Annotated in this window: 14 protein-coding genes; 6 read left to right on the forward strand and 8 right to left on the reverse strand. The window is 55.1% G+C overall.

Annotation, left to right across the window (positions count from 1 at the left end):
- Window positions 1-25: 25 nt before the first annotated feature.
- The 3 genes from ACTQ4R_RS01135 to ACTQ4R_RS01145 all read right to left on the reverse strand — a co-directional run bounded on the left by ACTQ4R_RS01135 (window position 26) and on the right by ACTQ4R_RS01145 (window position 2371).
- On the reverse strand, window positions 26-793 hold the full coding sequence (locus ACTQ4R_RS01135) for an amino acid ABC transporter ATP-binding protein (protein ID WP_441625028.1): 768 nt from the start codon (window positions 791-793) through the stop codon (window positions 26-28).
- A gap of 12 nt (window positions 794-805) precedes the next feature.
- The gene (locus ACTQ4R_RS01140) at window positions 806-1459 is read right to left on the reverse strand and encodes an amino acid ABC transporter permease (protein WP_441625030.1); all 654 of its coding nucleotides are present in this window, start codon (window positions 1457-1459) and stop codon (window positions 806-808) included.
- A gap of 87 nt (window positions 1460-1546) precedes the next feature.
- A complete protein-coding gene (locus tag ACTQ4R_RS01145; protein WP_441625032.1) occupies window positions 1547-2371 on the reverse strand; it encodes a transporter substrate-binding domain-containing protein in 825 nt (274 codons plus the stop codon).
- A 223-nt stretch (window positions 2372-2594) separates the two neighbouring features.
- Here ACTQ4R_RS01145 and spoIVA point away from each other — a divergent pair, with 223 nt between their 5' ends.
- Window positions 2595-4070 carry a stage IV sporulation protein A gene (gene spoIVA, locus ACTQ4R_RS01150; protein WP_441625034.1) on the forward strand — a complete coding sequence of 492 codons (1476 nt, stop codon included), beginning with the start codon at window positions 2595-2597 and terminating at the stop codon, window positions 4068-4070.
- Between the two features lie 56 nt (window positions 4071-4126).
- Here spoIVA and ACTQ4R_RS01155 read toward each other — a convergent pair whose 3' ends face one another.
- Both ACTQ4R_RS01155 and ACTQ4R_RS01160 read right to left on the reverse strand, forming a co-directional pair.
- The gene (locus tag ACTQ4R_RS01155; RefSeq protein WP_441625036.1) at window positions 4127-4654 is read right to left on the reverse strand and encodes a methylated-DNA--[protein]-cysteine S-methyltransferase; all 528 of its coding nucleotides are present in this window, start codon (window positions 4652-4654) and stop codon (window positions 4127-4129) included.
- On the reverse strand, window positions 4651-5307 hold the full coding sequence (locus ACTQ4R_RS01160) for a DNA-3-methyladenine glycosylase family protein (RefSeq protein WP_441625038.1): 657 nt from the start codon (window positions 5305-5307) through the stop codon (window positions 4651-4653). The genes ACTQ4R_RS01155 and ACTQ4R_RS01160 overlap by 4 nt, the downstream gene beginning before the upstream one ends.
- 138 nt (window positions 5308-5445) lie before the next feature.
- Between ACTQ4R_RS01160 and ACTQ4R_RS01165 the strand changes: the two genes are divergently transcribed.
- Window positions 5446-6216, forward strand: a complete 771-nt coding sequence (locus ACTQ4R_RS01165; protein ID WP_441625040.1) for a type III pantothenate kinase — start codon at window positions 5446-5448, stop codon at window positions 6214-6216.
- A gap of 13 nt (window positions 6217-6229) precedes the next feature.
- On the forward strand, window positions 6230-7222 hold the full coding sequence (locus tag ACTQ4R_RS01170) for a pyruvate kinase (RefSeq protein WP_441625042.1): 993 nt from the start codon (window positions 6230-6232) through the stop codon (window positions 7220-7222).
- A 54-nt stretch (window positions 7223-7276) separates the two neighbouring features.
- Here ACTQ4R_RS01170 and ACTQ4R_RS01175 read toward each other — a convergent pair whose 3' ends face one another.
- Window positions 7277-8515 carry a 6-phosphofructokinase gene (locus ACTQ4R_RS01175; protein WP_441625044.1) on the reverse strand — a complete coding sequence of 413 codons (1239 nt, stop codon included), beginning with the start codon at window positions 8513-8515 and terminating at the stop codon, window positions 7277-7279.
- A 309-nt stretch (window positions 8516-8824) separates the two neighbouring features.
- Between ACTQ4R_RS01175 and fba the strand changes: the two genes are divergently transcribed.
- The 3 genes from fba (at window position 8825) to ACTQ4R_RS01190 (ending at window position 12183) form a co-directional block, all read left to right on the forward strand.
- A complete protein-coding gene (fba, locus tag ACTQ4R_RS01180; RefSeq protein ID WP_441625046.1) occupies window positions 8825-9793 on the forward strand; it encodes a class II fructose-1,6-bisphosphate aldolase in 969 nt (322 codons plus the stop codon).
- 113 nt (window positions 9794-9906) lie between these two features.
- Window positions 9907-10410: an amidase domain-containing protein gene (locus ACTQ4R_RS01185; protein ID WP_441625048.1), complete on the forward strand. Its 504-nt coding sequence runs from the start codon at window positions 9907-9909 to the stop codon at window positions 10408-10410.
- An 81-nt stretch (window positions 10411-10491) separates the two neighbouring features.
- Window positions 10492-12183: an S-layer homology domain-containing protein gene (locus ACTQ4R_RS01190; protein WP_441625050.1), complete on the forward strand. Its 1692-nt coding sequence runs from the start codon at window positions 10492-10494 to the stop codon at window positions 12181-12183.
- 60 nt (window positions 12184-12243) lie between these two features.
- Here ACTQ4R_RS01190 and ACTQ4R_RS01195 read toward each other — a convergent pair whose 3' ends face one another.
- Both ACTQ4R_RS01195 and radA read right to left on the reverse strand, forming a co-directional pair.
- Window positions 12244-13263: a tyrosine recombinase XerC gene (locus ACTQ4R_RS01195; RefSeq protein ID WP_441625984.1), complete on the reverse strand. Its 1020-nt coding sequence runs from the start codon at window positions 13261-13263 to the stop codon at window positions 12244-12246.
- Between the two features lie 387 nt (window positions 13264-13650).
- Window positions 13651-15033: a DNA repair protein RadA gene (gene radA / locus ACTQ4R_RS01200; protein ID WP_441625052.1), complete on the reverse strand. Its 1383-nt coding sequence runs from the start codon at window positions 15031-15033 to the stop codon at window positions 13651-13653.
- Window positions 15034-15039 lie beyond the last annotated feature (6 nt).

Raw genomic sequence — 15039 nt, forward strand, 5'->3', positions numbered from 1 at the left:
CTGGTTCCGGTGTGCTTTTTTGCATTTAGTTTTCCGTGTAGCGGGAGAGGAACTGCCGGGTACGTTCCTCTTTGGGATGGTCGATGACCTCACGGGGATCGCCTTGCTCCACAATAAAGCCTCCGTCCATGAAAATGACTTGGTCTGCCACATCTCTGGCAAAGGCCATTTCGTGGGTAACGATGATCATGGTAGTCTTTTTCTCCGCCAGATTGCGGATGACCCGCAGCACCTCGCCAGTGAGCTCCGGGTCCAGGGCAGAGGTCGGTTCATCAAAGCAGAGAATATCCGGCTGCAAGGCCAGTGCTCTGGCAATGGCTACCCGCTGCTGCTGGCCGCCGGAGAGCTGATGAGGATAGTGGCTTGCCCGGTCAGCAAGACCCATCTGAGCCAACAGCTCCCGACCTGCAGCCTCAATATCCGCCTTGCTCTCACCGCCCCGTTCCTTTGCCAGCAGCTCCCGGGCCAGAGTGACGTTTTGCAGGGCCGTGTACTGGGGAAACAGGTTAAAGTTCTGAAACACCAGGCCGAAGTGAAGTCGCTTGGAGCGAATCTCTTTTTCCTGCTGGGTAGCAGGGTCCGCGGCGTCGAAGATGATATTGTCGTTGACAGAGATCGTGCCGCTGTCCGGAGTCTCCAGGAAATTTAAGCACCGCAGCAATGTGGTTTTCCCGCTGCCGGAAGAGCCGATAATGGACAGGGCTTGTCCCTTTTCCAGAGAAAAGCTGATGTCGTTGAGCACCTTTGTCGTGCCGAAATGTTTTTCGATGTGGTCGACTTTCAAAACAGACATATCAGCACCCCCTTATCGGAAATAATCCAGCCGCCGCTCAATGTAGTTGAACAGGATCGTCAAAATGCCAACAAACAGAAGATAGAACACGCCTGTATAAAACAACGGCCATACTAAACCGCTGCTCTTCATGTAGGAATAGCCGGTAAAGGTCAGCTCATAGACAGCAATGACCCGCGCCAGAGAGGTGTCTTTTACCAGCGTAATGATCTCATTGGACATGGGGGGCACGATGCGCTTGATCATCTGCAAAAGGGTAACCTTAAAAAAGATCTGGCGCTTGGTCATGCCCAGCACTTCACCGGCCTCCCGCTGGCCCACGGGTACACCCTGGATGCCGCCCCTGTAGATAACAGAGAAGTAGCATGCATAGTTGATGGAGAAAGCCACCACCGTGGCCATCATCCGTCCGGCATCACCGCTGGGCCAGATGTTATGGCCGACGATGCCGGGAATGTACATAAAGGCGATCAGCTGGAGCATCAGAGGCGTGCCCCGGATGATCCACACGACCGTATTGCACAGCCAGTGCAGGGGCTTCAGCCGGCTCATGGATCCGAAAGCAATGACCAGGCCCAGCGGCAGGGAAAAGAGGAGGGTCAGAAGAAAAATCTCAATGGTAGTACAAAGACCTGAAAGCAGGGTCAACGTTATGTTCCAAAACATGGCGAAACCTCGTCAAATCATAATTCTCTTTAGCCGCTCAAAGGCAGAGAGCCTCTGCTCTCTGCCTTTGATATGAAATTCGTGTTCTTATTTCGCGGGAACAACGACCACCTGGGCATTGTTGCAGTAGGGGACCGTGCACTCCATGGCGCTGGTGACTTCATTGGTGAGGGTCATGCCGTTCCAGACCACATCGATGTACTTGGAATCCAGCTCCATGATCTTGTTGTCCCAGTCGATCTCAACGAATTCGATCTCCACGCCCAACTTTTCCGCTACGATCTTGGCCATGTCTGCGTCAAAGCCGATCCAGTTGCCGGCGTCATCCTTGTAATCCATGGGGGCAAAGTCGGTGATGCCGACAACCAAGGTACCCTTATCCTGGATGTATGCCACATCGCCGCCGGCAGGGGCGTCAATGACATCGGAGCTCTGCTCCACCAAGGATTCCTGAACACCGTAAGTAGTTGCAATCTCCTGCATGGTGCCGTTGGCATAGGTCTCGGCAAACACACCGTTGATGTAGGCGGCCAGGTCAGAGCCTTTGCGGCAGCCAACGCCGTACTCCTCGGTGGTCAACTCATCCGTGTGAATCAAGTTGGGATAGCTGGTGCCCTCACCGATCATGGCGCCGGCCATCAGCAGGTCGATGATGGCAGCGTCGGAAGTGCCGGCGGCCACTTCCATCAAGGCATCAGCCTGGGAAGCGACGGAATTGTACTGAAAACCGTTTTCCTCAGCGGCAGCCTCACCGGCGGAGCCGGCCTCCACAGCGTAGACGAGAGCCTCGTCAGCGGCAGGCTCTTCCGCAGGGGTCTCGGCAGGGGCGGCGGCTTCTTCCTTCTTACCACCGCAGGCAGCCAGGGACAGGACCATCATAGCTGCCAGCAGCAGCGCAAGCATCTTTTTCATATCCGAATCCTCCAAAAACTTCGGAGCGGTGTCCCGCTCGTTTAATACAGTAGTAGTTTACCACGCTAAATTGTTCGTGTAAAGAGGTCAAAGAGCCGAATACAGGCGAATTTTCGCAGGCAATTTTATCGTATTTGCACAAAGCAAGACGGGCTGTTCATACTTTCTCTGGCCGGAACATAGACATATACCATCATATGGAGTGGAAAAAGGACGGGATGCTATGAATACCAGTATCTATCAAAATATCGCCACCCGCACCTCCGGGGATATTTACATCGGGGTGGTGGGGCCGGTACGCACAGGCAAATCCACCTTTATTAAGCGGTTTATGGAGACTCAGGTCATCCCCAACATCGAAAACGTGTACCGCAGGGAGCGGGCCCGGGATGAACTGCCCCAGAGCGGTTCCGGCCGGACTATCATGACAGCGGAGCCCAAATTTGTACCGGAGGAAGCCGCGCAAATCCAGTTGGCGGACGGAGCCGCTTTTTCCGTGCGGCTCATTGACTGCGTGGGGTATATGGTCAAGGGAGCCATCGGCCAATACGAGGACGACGCCCCCCGCATGGTCACAACGCCCTGGTATGACCATGAGATCCCCATGACAGAGGCCGCGGAGATCGGAACCCGCAAGGTCATTGCAGAGCACTCCACCATCGGAATCGTCATCACCACTGACGGCAGCGTGGCTGATATTCCCCGGGAGGACTATCTGGAGGCGGAGGAACGGGTCATCCGGGAGCTGCAGGAGCTTGGAAAGCCCTTCATTGTTTTGTTGAACTCTCAGGAACCGAAAAGTGACCGGGCCATGGCAATTGCCAAGGACATCTCCTCCCGCTATGCCGTTAACTGCGTGGCGGTGAACTGTCTGGAGTTGGGGGAGGAGGATGTGGCGGATATTTTAAAAGCGGTTTTGTACGAATTTCCCATGCAGGAGCTGGACCTGTTCCTGCCGCCCTGGGTAGACGCTCTGCCGGACGATCATCCCATTAAGACGGAACTGTACGAAGCGGTCCGTCAAGGCACCGGACACCTGCGCCATATCCGGGAGGTAGAGGGGGTCATTTCCGCCCTTGGCAGCTGTCCCGACATCAGTGAGGCAAAGATCACCTCCATCGACCTGGGAACCGGAGTGGCCGCCGCAGCGCTTCTGTTGCCGCGTGAACTGTTTTACCGGACGCTGTCGGAACAGTCCGGCTTTGAGATAACGGATGATGGAGACCTCATGAGCCTTCTGACCAGACTTGCGGCGGTAAAAACAGAGTACGACAAGGTGGCCCAAGCGCTGAAGGATGTGCGGGAGACCGGCTATGGCATCGTAGTGCCGGGCATCGATGAGCTGAAGCTGGAAGAGCCGGAGATCATGAAGCAGGGAGGACGCTATGGCGTCCGCTTGAAAGCAAGCGCCCCAAGTATACATATGATCCGGGCAGACATTGAGACGGCTGTTTCTCCCATTGTGGGAAATGAAAAGCAGTCCGAAGATATGGTGAATTATCTGCTGCAGGAATTTGAAGGGGACACCAGTAAGATCTGGCAATCCAACATTTTCGGACGCAGTTTCCATGAGTTGGTCAATGAGGACCTGCAGACTAAGCTGAAGCGAATGCCCGAGGATGCCCGAAAAAAGCTCCAAGAGACCTTGACCCGCATCATCAACGAAGGCAGCGGCGGTCTCATCTGCATCATTCTATGAAAAGCAGGGACACTGGCTTTATGTCAGTGTCCCTGCTTCTGTAAAGTGAATTCATTTTACAATGCAGTTCCGTGCTTCGGAACAAAGAGCTTCGTCATATCCACACCCTCCAGTTCCAGCAGAAACTGTTTTTTTGCCACGCCGCCCGCATACCCCGTGAGACTGCCGCTGCTGCCTACCACCCGGTGGCAGGGAATGAGGATAGAAATGGGATTGTGGCCCACGGCACCGCCCACTGCCTGGGCAGCAGCGGAGATACCCGCTGCTTTCAAATCTTTTGTGATCTCACCATAAGTCGTGATTTGGCCGTATGGAATCTCCAGCAAGCGCTTCCACACCTCTTGGCGAAACGCGCTTCCCTTGGGCGCCAGAGGCGGAAGGCCGGGCAGCGCTTGATGCGAAAAATACGCATTCAGCCAGGCTTTCGCTTGATCGAATACCGGAAGGTTTTCTTCCCTCACATCCTTTTCCAGCGTGGCGGCAAAATACTTTTGTCCTTCCAACCAAAGACCCGTGATAGCTTGACCGTCAGAGGCCAAATGCAGAGGACCCACCGGAGACTTCATGTGCATGAGATAAGTCATAGCTTTTTCGCTCCTTTCTTCTTTGGGGCTGCCGGGTCCGTCAACTCCGGCAGGGCACCGCCGGCAATAGCCCACAGGTACAAACTGGCCGTAGTGCCATAAGGGCTGTACCGCTTGCGGTAACGGTCAAATGTCTTGCGGTCGATGGTTTTTCTCCGGTACAGCATCCGCATGCCCCTCAGAATTGCAAGATCCCCGTAGCTGACTACATCCGGACGCTGCATACAGAAGATCATCAGCATCTCCGCTGTCCAGGGACCGATCCCCCGCAGGGAAGAGAGCTGTACCCGCACCGCCTCATCCGGCAGGCTGCTCAGTGCCTCCACATCAAAGCTGCCGTCCCGGACCCTGCCGGCAAAATCCAAAATGTAGTCCGCCTTCCGCCAGGTCATTCCCAGCGCCTGCAGTTCTTCCCGCGTCCTGGCACAGACACGCTCCGCCGTCACATCTCCCACCAGCTCCAAAAAACGGCGCCATACCGTCCGTTGCGCAGCGGTGGATACCTGCTGGCCGATGATGTGGTGGATGACTGAGGAAAACAAATCCGTGTCCACCTCACGGCTCACGTGTCCGATGCGGTCAATAGCGGCGGCCAGTTTTGTATCCCTGGACCGCAGGTAGGTCAGTTCCCGCTCTCCATAGGCAAATTCCATATTTGTACCTTCACTTTAATATTCTATGGTTTAATTATACCGGAACAAATGTACGATGTCAATTGGCCGTTGCAAGAGGCGCGAAGTCGTGATACCATAAGTACGGAATATACGAAAGAGGAAAGGGGAGGAGACCCTATGCTGCTTGCCATCGATGTTGGCAACTCCAATACCTCCGTGGGCCTGTTTGACAAAAATAAAAGCTTGCGTTTTTTGGCATCCCTGGATACGGACAGCCGAAAAACAGCGGACCAGATCAGCATTGATCTCATGAATCTGTTTGCTTTGTACCATTTCAATTATACAGATGTCACCGGCGCTATTTTGTGCAGCGTGGTGCCGCCTTTGAATTTCATGATGGAAAAAGCCCTAACCCGGCTGTTGGGCAAGCCGCCCATGGTAGTGGGGCCCGGCGTGCGGACAGGTCTGAACATCCGTCTGGCGGTCCAAACTCAAGTAGGCGCGGACATCGTGGCGGATGCCGTGGCCGCACTGGAGAAGTTTCCCGCTCCCATCATCACCATTGACATGGGCACTGCCACTACCATCGGCGTCATCTCCGAGGGCCGCAATTATGAGGGCGGATTGCTGCTGCCCGGCGTCAACGTTTCCCTGGAGGCGCTTTCCCGCCGTGCCGCCCAGCTGCCCGCCATCTCCCTGCAGCACCCCAAGGCTTTGATCGGCAAAAACACGGAGGAATGTATGCGCTCCGGCATCGTGTACGGCACCGCTGGCATGCTGGATGGTGTCATTGACCGCATCCGGGAGCAATTCCCAGGCAAGGAGGTCAGTGTGGTGGCCACCGGAGGCAACGCTCCGGTCATCGTCCGGTACTGTCGAAACAAGATCATTTACGACAAATACCTGCTGATGGAGGGCCTTTGGACCATTTATCAAAAAAACAAATGACGGAGAAGCTGACATGACACATATCTACGGGACATTCGGTCCCGCCTGTGGCTCCCAAGAGACTCTGGAGGCCATGTTTCGCGCCGGCATGACCGGCATGCGTCTGAACCTGTCCCACTGTAACCTGCAAGACAGCGCCGATATGCTCCGCGCTTTTCACGCCGCGGCCGCGGCCGCCGGCGTGAATGCCCCGCAGCTGGTCATCGATACCCAAGGGCCGGAGCTCCGCATCGGCGCGCTGGAGAGCCCGATGTCTCTGCAAAACAGTGCTGTTGTCTTTTTTGGCAAAGAGGGAATCCCATTTCCCAAGCCGGTGCTGGAAGCGCTGGAACCCGGCTGTGAGGTACTGCTGGACGACGGAAAGCTGGCGCTTCAGGTCACCGCCGTCGAAAACGGCAGGGCAGAGGCGAAAGTTCTCCGGGGCGGCACCCTCACAGGCCGCAAGAGCATCAAACTGCCGGGAAAGGACCTCCGTCTCCCTGTACTGACAGAGCGAGATATACGGAACATCCGCCGCGCCACGGAATTCGGCGTCACCGGACTGCTGCAGCCCTTTGTCCACAGTGGAGAAGAACTTTGCCGCCTGCGGCAAATTCTGCAGGAGAACGGTGCCGGCAGCTTGAAGCTGTTCGCCAAAATCGAAACGCTGGAGGGAGCCGCAAACCTGCCGGACATTCTTCCCCAGGCGGATGTGGTGGTCATTGCCCGGGGAGACCTGGGCAACGATATGCCGCTGTGGCATCTGCCCGCCGTACAGAAGGACATTTCCGCCGCCTGCCGGGCAGCAGGGAAGCCCTTTATCGTGGTAACGCAGATGCTATCTTCCATGGAGCACTCTCCCGTGCCAACACGGGCGGAGGTCAGTGATATTTTCAACGCCGTGGCAGACGGTGCCTGGGGCGTCATGGTCACTGGGGAAACAGCTGTTGGCGAGTATCCAGCGGAGACCATCCGCTATCTTTCAAGGACAGCCGAGGAGGCCCGACACTGGCTGGAAGCACAATGACAAAAAACAGCGTGTACCGATCGGTACACGCTGTTTTTATCCATAGCGGTTTGCTTACTTCGCCAGGACCTTCTTCAGCTTGGCAAAGCGGGGCAGGGAATCCTGCTTGGGCAGCTTGGGCTCACCCTGGATCAGAGGCAGCACATAGTCGATGAAAGGCTTCTCCACGTTGTTGTGAGCGGCATTGATCCACTCCAGGGGGACCTTCTTCTCGGTGTTGGCCACATCGGTCAGGCCCAGCAGCTTCGTCTTGCAGACGTACTTGCCGTCCTCGTAGGTGCGCTCAAAGCCCACCATCTTGTCGGTAATGCCGGCCACAGCGTTCTCCACGGCAGCCTTACCGGACATATAGGACTCCTCAATATCGGTCTCGGAAGCCAGGTGAGCACCGCAGCGCTGCAGCAGGCTCAGCTCAATGCCGCGGACCTTGGCGCCGGTCTTCTCTTTGACAATGTTGGCCAGCAGGGAAGCCAAGCCGCCCAGCTGCGCATGGCCGAAGCCGTCGGTGGCAGAGGTCTTGGCCTCAGAGACAAAGGTGCCGTCAGCGTAGTGGATGCCCTCGGAAACAGCCACCATGCAGTTGCCCTTTTCCTTGTAGATGCGCTCCACATCCGCCAGGAAAGCATCCATGTCGAAGTCCACCTCAGGCAGGTACACCAGGTCGGGACCAGCACCGTAAGCGGTGGCCAGAGCAGCGGCACCAGCCAGCCAGCCAGCGTGACGGCCCATGATCTCGATGATGCAGACCATGCCGGTGTCATACACACGGGCATCCTGGTAGACCTCCATGCAGGAGGTGGCGATATACTTGGCAGCGGAAGCGAAGCCCGGGCAGTGGTCGGTGCCGTACAGGTCGTTATCAATGGTCTTGGGCACACCCATGACGCGGCACTCATAGCCCACCTTCTGCATGTACTTGGAAATCTTGTTGCAGGTGTCCATGGAATCGTTGCCGCCGTTGTAGAAGAAGTAGCGGACGTCGTATTTCTTGAAGATCTCCAGAATCCGCTTGTAATCGGTGTCGTCCACATCGGGGTCAGCCATCTTATAGCGGCAGGAGCCCAGAGCGGAAGAGGGCGTGTATTTCAGCAGCTCCAGTTCAGCAGGGTCCTCCTGGGCCATATCGAACAGGCGGTCGTTCAGAACACCCTTGATACCGTGCTCCGCGCCCAAGACACGGGTGATGTTGGGGTTTTTCAAGGCGGTGTCAATGACACCGTACACGCTGGCATTGATGACGGAAGTGGGGCCGCCGGACTGGCCCACGATGCATGCGCCTTTCAGTTCACTCATGAGAAAAAGCCTCCTCAGAATTTGTTAGACCCTCAGGTGACAAAAAACCACACGCAGCCGCCGTCTGGCGGCGTTCCGGGCAGAAAAAGCGGTATGATCTTTTGTCAACTGAGGGCATTGCTATCATAACATTGAAAAAAAGAATTGTAAATACTTGCAATTTAATTTTTCTGTGATATTATCATAGAAGAAAATCGTTTTCGTCCATTCGAAACGTCTAATTTGCCAATCCCTTAACGAACTCTTCCGTTTAGGTTGGAAAAAGGCCTTCAGAAAGGGCGGGACAAATAAGAACAGGAGTGAAACATTATGGCATTGGTTACCACTACCGAAATGTTCAAGAAGGCCTACGACGGCGGCTACGCCATCGGCGCTTTCAACGTCAACAACATGGAGATCGTCCAGGGCATTACCGAGGCCGCTCAGGATCTGAAGGCTCCTTTGATCCTGCAGGTATCCAAGGGTGCCCGCGCCTACGCCAACCACACCTATCTGGTGAAGCTGGTGGAGGCCGCTGTCATCGAGTGCCCCGACATTCCCATCGCCCTGCATCTGGATCACGGCCCCGACTTTGAGACCTGCAAGTCCTGCATCGACGGCGGCTTCACCTCCGTCATGATCGACGCTTCCTCCAAGCCCTTCGAGGAGAACATCGAGATCACCAAGAAGGTCGTGGAGTACGCCCATGACCACGGTGTTGTCGTCGAGGCTGAGCTGGGCACTCTGGCCGGCATTGAGGATGATGTGAAGGTCGCTGCTCACGCCGCTTCTTATACCCGCCCCGAAGAGGTCGAGGAGTTCGTTGCCAAGACCGGCTGCGACTCTCTGGCCATCGCCATCGGCACCAGCCACGGCGCTTACAAGTTCACCGCCGCTCAGTGCACCCGCAATGAAAAGGGCATCCTGGTTCCGCCTCCTCTGCGCTTTGACGTGCTGGAAGAGGTCTCCAAGCGCCTGCCCGGCTTCCCCATCGTGCTGCACGGCTCTTCCTCCGTGCCCCAGGAGTTCGTAAAAGCCATCAACGAGCACGGCGGCAAGATGCCCGACGCTGTTGGTATCCCCGAGGAGCAGCTGCGTCACGCTGCCGAGCTGTCCGTCTGCAAGATCAACATCGACTCCGACCTGCGTCTGGCCATGACCGCCACGATCCGTCAGTACTTTGATGAGCATCCCGGCGACTTCGATCCCCGCCAGTATCTGAAGCCCGCCCGTGCCGCTATCAAGGCCATGGTCTCTCACAAGATCGTGGACGTTCTGGGCTGCGACCACAAGGCCTAATTTATATTGTAAGAAGATCTCAAAAAGGGTGGAGACGCATCATGCGTCTCCACCCTTTTTTGACGCACCATGGCTCTCCAACCGCATAAGATGATGACAGGGGAGGGGATACCATGCGCTTTTTGCAGGATTATGACCGCAAGGCCGCCGTGCAGTACGCCCACCGCTGGGCTTATGGCCGCAATCCGGCTTATTACGACTATGAAACCATCGGGGGTGACTGCACAAATTTCGCTTCTCAATGTGTGTTTGCCGCCAGCCAGATCATGAATTTCACGCCTACCTTTGGCTGGTACTACATCGATGCCAACCAAAAGGCTCCCGCCTGGACAGGCGTGGAGTATTTCTGGAACTTTTTCACCCGCAAGACCTTTTCCATTGGTCCCGTGGGAGAAGTCTCCACCCTGGAACAGATGCGGCCGGGAGACATCGTGCAGCTGAGCTTCAAGGGCGGGAGCTTTCAGCACAGCCCTGTGGTCGTGTCCGTTGGCGCCGTCCCAACGCTGGAAAACGTGCTGGTAGCCGCCCACAGCTACGATGCCGACAACCGCCCTCTGTCCACTTACGAATTCCGGGACATCCGCTTTCTGCACATCACCGGCACGGTCCGGCCTTAAAATTTCAAATTCTGTTCACAACTTTTCCGGGCTGCCTGCTATCATAAGGAAATAAATACCGGAAAAGAAAGGATGTTTCCAATGAAACGGTTCGGTTCCTGGCTGCTGGCGGCAGCTATGGTGATATCGTTGCTGTCGGTTTCCGCGGCGGCCGCGGACTACCGGGATGTCCCGGTGGAAGGAGCGCTGGCCACAGAAGTCCGAAAAGCGGTGGACTATGGTCTTATGAACGGATACAGTGAGACTACCTTCGGATACAGCGACTCCATGACCCGAGCCCAGTTCATCACAGTGCTGAGCCGGATGTTGGGTTGGAGCGGCAGCGAAGCTGGCATCACCAAGGCTATGGCCTTGCCGGAGGGACTTTCCTCCACCTACCGCACCGCCATCGGTGCCGCCGTTCAAAATGACGCGGTGGACAGCGGTAAAGCATTTCGCCCCAACGCCCCCATTACCCGGGGAGAAATGGCGGAAATGCTGGTGCGGGCCCTGGGTTTAAAGTCTGCGGCGGAGTATCTGAATTTCTCTAACACGCCAATGTCCGACGCTTACTCCGTTCTTCATGGAACCACGCCTTTCACGGACTTGCCGGCAGGGGAGGAAGGCTATATCACCGTAGCCTATACCATCGGCATGACCAAGGGGACCTCCGAAAACACATTCAGCCCCAATCAAACTGCCACCCGAGCTCAGGCAGCAGCCATGCTGGTGCGCATTTATGAAAAGCTGCGCCAGAAAACCGACTTTCTCCATGGCTTTTACGCCATCTCCTCATACAGCCAGCTGGACTTTGCCCGGAATATGGACACCGTCAGCGCCGGTTGGAGCCGCATGACCTGGGATGGGGAAACAGCGCTGCTGTCCACCACCAGCGCCGGCGGCAATGAATTTTCTGTCCCCAGCGGATATAACAGTGTGACCGGCTACATGGACAACAACAGTATTGCTCTAAACTTGAACGTGTTCATGGATACCTCCGGAGGCGTGGCGGAGGTGCTGGCATCGGAGGAAGGCCGTACCCAAGCGGTGGAGCAGATCATCAATGAGCTGACCGTTTCCTACAGTACCATCGGCAAGAATCCATACAACGGCATCACCGTCGACTTTGAGGGTCTGCGCAAAAGCAGCAAGGACAACTTCACCGCCTTTTTGACAGAGCTGCGGGCCGCCTTGGACCAACTGGGCAAGTCCCTGTATGTCTGCGTGCCTCCGGTCTTAAGCAGCGGCTATTACAACGGCGGCTGGTATGACGGTTATGACTACGCCGCCATCGGCGCCCTGTCTGACAAGGTCATTTTGATGGCCTATGACTACGACCCCCGGGACATGAGCCAATTCATAGGCAGCACCTATTACCAAACCGCCGCTTCCGCTCCCATCGATCAAGTGTATTTGGGCTTGAAAGCCCTAACCGGCGAAGTGGACCCCTCCAAGATAGTTCTTGGCTTCAGCTGCAGGAACGTAGCCTGGAAGATCGACGAAAACGGCAACCTTCTCTCCGGTACGCCGGTGTATCCTTCTAATGATACCGTGTCCAGACGTCTCGCCCAGGAGAGCACGGAATTTGGCTGGTCACAAGAGTACCAGCAGTCCTATGCCATTTACCGCTCTGAGGACGGCAGCCGCTATTTCCTCTGGTATCAGAATGACCGCAGCATCCAGACAGCGCTGAATGACGCCCGTCTGCTGGGCGTCACCGGCGTATCTGTGTGGCGCCTGGGCACCATACCCATGTACAGCGGCTGGAACTGGATGCGGCTTCTAAACCGCTGAGCCGGCAGGGAAGAGGGCCTTTTGTCATTAAAAAAACCGCCCCTTTAGGGGGCAGTTTTTTTAATCTGCACTCGTCTTTTTTCCTCTTTTCTTTACATGTGACAAGGGATTTGCCTTTGCAGCCACACGCAGAGATTCATTATCGATATGGGTGTATATCTCTGTGGTATTCAGATGATCATGACCCAGCACTTCTTGAACAGCCCGGACATCCACGCCGTTTTGCAGCATCAGCGTGGCGGCGGTATGGCGCAGTTTGTGGGAGGAATACTCACTGGCATTGATACCAGCCTCGGAAAGGCGCTTTTTCACCATGGCATGGACGGTAGACCGGCTCATGCGCTCATTTTGAGAGGATAAAAACAAGGCGTTTTCATCCTTACCGCGAATGGGCCTCCGTACCGCCAGATACTGGCGAAGTGCATTCTGACAGGCCTCATTCAAATAAATGATACGGACCTTGTTTCCTTTGCCCAAGACCCGCAAGGCATCTTCTTGAATATCATTAAGATTCAACCCCACCAATTCCGAAATTCGCAGCCCGCAATTGAGAAACAGCGTTAAAATACAGTAATCACGCTCTTGATTTTTGCCGTCGACAGAATCCAAAAGCCGAATACTTTCATCCAATGTGAGATATTTTGGCAGGGATTTCTTTAATTTCGGAGAATCAATATCTTTGACAGGATTTTCACGAAGTAGGTGCATCTTATTGGTAAGATAATTATAAAACGAACGGATGGTGGCGATTTTTCGAGCTCTGGTCGCAGCATTGAGGCCGTACTCCGGATTACGGCTGTTTTGATTCTGCACACGTTCCCGGCTGAGATAAGCCATATAACCGTAAATATCCGTCAGTGTGATGCTCGAGACAAATTCAAGGTCTAGATCCATAATATCGATCTCATCCAGCGCTCGATTGGCAAGCTGCGGATCGCGGATCTGTTTCATATAGCGGAAAAAATTTCGCAAGTCCAAAAAGTATTCGTCAACTGTCCGCCTGGAATGCGCTTTGACAGTTTCATGATACGCCAGAAAATCCCGCAAAATCTCCGGCGCTTCGGTGCGGTAATCAATCATAGAACATTCAAACGAAAATACATCACCGAGTGCCATCCAGAGCGGCAATCGCAAACCCCGGAGCTTGTCCAGTCTCTAATTACTGCCGCTTAATACCAGTTGGAAACACCCTTAAACCAAGAAGAGGCCGTTTTCCTCTCCCCTAAATTGAACAAAATTTTTATTTTGTTCAAAAACATGTATTCCCGCAAATCCTCCCTTCCCGATTTTCCCTCATAAAATCAGTCGCTTTCGGTCAAGCTAACGGCAACAATCAACGAAACGGATGATGCCTCATGAGCTTGATCCCGTGCACCAGTAAATGCGTTTATCAACAGGATGGCGTCTGCACGCTGGACAGTGCCGCCGCGGCAGGTATGCCAGCCTTAGGCGGCGCCTGTGTCCATTTCATCCCATCTGCCGCAAAGCGGCTCGGATCGCCTCACCGATATTCCGAGCCGGAATCAGCTGCAACCCCTCCGGCGGACGCAAGCTTTCCGCACGATGGGCCGGAACAACACATCGGGTAAATCCCAGACGCCGCACCTCGGAGATTCGCTGTGACAGCTGATTCACAGTCCGCAGTTCGCCGGTAAGCCCCACTTCCCCGATTGCCACCAGGTCCCGGGGTACTGGCCGGTCCAGATAGCTGGACGCCAGAGCCACCACAGCTGCCAAATCAGCGGCAGGCTCATCCAGCCACAATCCGCCGATAATATTGAGATATGCATCACACGAGGACACTTTTAATCCTCCGCGTTTTTCCAAAACAGCCAAAAGCATGGCTGCCCGGTTGTAGTCAAAGCCATTGCTGGTACGGCGTGGATTGCCGCCGGCGGAAGTCACCACAAGTGCCTGTATTTCCGCCAAAACAGGCCGCATGCCCTCCATCACACAGGCTACACAGGTTCCTGGTGTATCGTCCGGTCGGCCTGATAACAACATTTCTGAAGGGTTTTCCACCTCTGTAAGGCCTTCGTCCCGCATTTCAAACACACCGATCTCATTGGTGGCGCCAAAGCGGTTTTTGGCCGCCCGCAGAATACGGTAAGAGGTATGCTGATCTCCTTCAAAATACAGTACGCAGTCCACCATGTGTTCCAGAACCTTTGGTCCCGCGATGGAGCCCTCCTTATTCACATGGCCGATGACAAACACCGTAATTCCTTGGCCCTTTGCCAGCTGCATCAGCGCCAGAGTGCAATCCTTCACCTGGCTGACGCTACCCGCAGGAGAATCCAATGCGTCGTTATACAGAGTCTGGATAGAGTCCACGATAAGAACATCCGGCTTCTCTGTCGCCACAGATTCCAGAAGGTCTCCCAAACTGGTCTCCGAAATGACATATAAACTGCTGCTTTCTACGCGCAGCCGCTGAGCCCGTAGCTTCAACTGATGTTCCGATTCCTCACCAGACACATATAATACTTTAGAAAACTCGCATAATTTGCTGCAAATTTGCAACATCAAGGTGGATTTTCCAATGCCGGGAGCGCCGCCTACCAGCACCAAAGATCCCTTTACGGCACCACCGCCCAGCACCCGGTCCAACTCCCGCATCCCTGTTGGGAAGCGAATCTCTTCATCCGCCTGCAAGTCTGTCACCGGGCAGGCACGGCGTGCGGAAAGGTTAACACGAGAGGCCATCCGTGCTCCGCCTTTGGAGAAGCTTTTCGGTGTCTCCGGCTGCTCCACAATGGTATTCCAGGCACCGCAAGCCGAGCATTTCCCTGCCCATTTCGGTGTTTCATTTCCGCACTCCGTACAGTAGAACATCGTTTTTTGTTTCATATCTGT

It is taken from the genome of Dysosmobacter sp. Sow4_B12, from assembly GCF_052116665.1.
Lineage (GTDB): Bacteria > Bacillota > Clostridia > Oscillospirales > Oscillospiraceae > Oscillibacter.

Excerpts from the sequence above, each read along its gene's own strand:
- ACTQ4R_RS01195 (WP_441625984.1), bottom strand. The coding sequence starts at position 13,263 with ATGATTGATTACCGCACCGAAGCGCCGGAGATTTTGCGGGATTTTCTG.
- fba (WP_441625046.1), top strand. The coding sequence starts at position 8,825 with ATGGCATTGGTTACCACTACCGAAATGTTCAAGAAGGCCTACGACGGC.
- radA (WP_441625052.1), bottom strand. The coding sequence starts at position 15,033 with ATGAAACAAAAAACGATGTTCTACTGTACGGAGTGCGGAAATGAAACA.
- ACTQ4R_RS01145 (WP_441625032.1), bottom strand. The coding sequence starts at position 2,371 with ATGAAAAAGATGCTTGCGCTGCTGCTGGCAGCTATGATGGTCCTGTCC.
- spoIVA (WP_441625034.1), top strand. The coding sequence starts at position 2,595 with ATGAATACCAGTATCTATCAAAATATCGCCACCCGCACCTCCGGGGAT.
- ACTQ4R_RS01190 (WP_441625050.1), top strand. The coding sequence starts at position 10,492 with ATGAAACGGTTCGGTTCCTGGCTGCTGGCGGCAGCTATGGTGATATCG.
- ACTQ4R_RS01165 (WP_441625040.1), top strand. The coding sequence starts at position 5,446 with ATGCTGCTTGCCATCGATGTTGGCAACTCCAATACCTCCGTGGGCCTG.
- ACTQ4R_RS01160 (WP_441625038.1), bottom strand. The coding sequence starts at position 5,307 with ATGGAATTTGCCTATGGAGAGCGGGAACTGACCTACCTGCGGTCCAGG.
- ACTQ4R_RS01175 (WP_441625044.1), bottom strand. The coding sequence starts at position 8,515 with ATGAGTGAACTGAAAGGCGCATGCATCGTGGGCCAGTCCGGCGGCCCC.
- ACTQ4R_RS01140 (WP_441625030.1), bottom strand. The coding sequence starts at position 1,459 with ATGTTTTGGAACATAACGTTGACCCTGCTTTCAGGTCTTTGTACTACC.
- ACTQ4R_RS01170 (WP_441625042.1), top strand. The coding sequence starts at position 6,230 with ATGACACATATCTACGGGACATTCGGTCCCGCCTGTGGCTCCCAAGAG.
- ACTQ4R_RS01135 (WP_441625028.1), bottom strand. The coding sequence starts at position 793 with ATGTCTGTTTTGAAAGTCGACCACATCGAAAAACATTTCGGCACGACA.
- ACTQ4R_RS01155 (WP_441625036.1), bottom strand. The coding sequence starts at position 4,654 with ATGACTTATCTCATGCACATGAAGTCTCCGGTGGGTCCTCTGCATTTG.
- ACTQ4R_RS01185 (WP_441625048.1), top strand. The coding sequence starts at position 9,907 with ATGCGCTTTTTGCAGGATTATGACCGCAAGGCCGCCGTGCAGTACGCC.